The 655-nt window shown below is 63.4% G+C and carries 2 protein-coding genes; both read right to left on the bottom strand.

The genetic code is table 11. From position 1 onward, the window contains the following. The coding region (locus tag A6M56_RS02220) for a ClpXP protease specificity-enhancing factor (RefSeq protein WP_286757707.1) at positions 1–417 on the bottom strand (417 nt) is incomplete at its 3' end. A 2-nt stretch (positions 418–419) separates the two neighbouring features. Further along, on the bottom strand, positions 420–655 hold a 236-nt coding region (locus A6M56_RS02225; protein WP_286757708.1), incomplete at its 5' end, for a glutathione S-transferase C-terminal domain-containing protein.

Here is a 655-nt window from a genome sequence, read left to right on the forward strand (position 1 = left end):
TTTGATGCGTTGCAATTTGGGGCGGGGTGGCTCGGGCGGCGGTTCATCGGCCGGCGCTGCCGGCGCCTCCTGCCCGGTGGCCTCTCCGCCGGTTGCCGGATGCCCGTCCTCCACCTCGAAGGCCATGCCGGCACCGTTTTCGCGGGCATAGATCGCTGTCACGCGACCGACCGGCACTGACAAATCACGGGCGACCCCATTGAAGCGGGCTTGAAACTCGATGAACTCATTGCCCATCTGCAACTTGTTGGTTGCCGCCGGCCCGAGATTGAGCACGATCTGGCCACCGCGCACATATTCGCGCGGCACCCGGGTACGCTCGTCGACCTCGACCGCGATATGCGGCGTGAAGCCGTTATCGCAGCACCACTCCCAAAGGGCACGCAGCAGGTAAGGCTTGGTGGACGGCAGCTCCATGCTTACTTGCGCATCGCCTTTTCCGACGGCGTCAGCGCGTCGATGAAGCCCTGGCGGCTGAAGATGCGCTCAGCGTACTTCATCAGCGGCGCCGCGGCCTTGCCCAGGTCGATGCCATAGTGATCGAGACGCCAGAGCAACGGCGCGATGGCCACATCGAGCATCGAGAACTCATCACCCAGCATGAACTTCTGCTTGTTGAAGATCGGCACGATCTCGGTCAGGCGGGCCTTGATCT

It is taken from the genome of Ralstonia sp. RL (assembly GCF_001683835.1).
In the GTDB taxonomy this organism is placed as follows: domain Bacteria; phylum Pseudomonadota; class Gammaproteobacteria; order Burkholderiales; family Burkholderiaceae; genus Ralstonia; species Ralstonia mannitolilytica.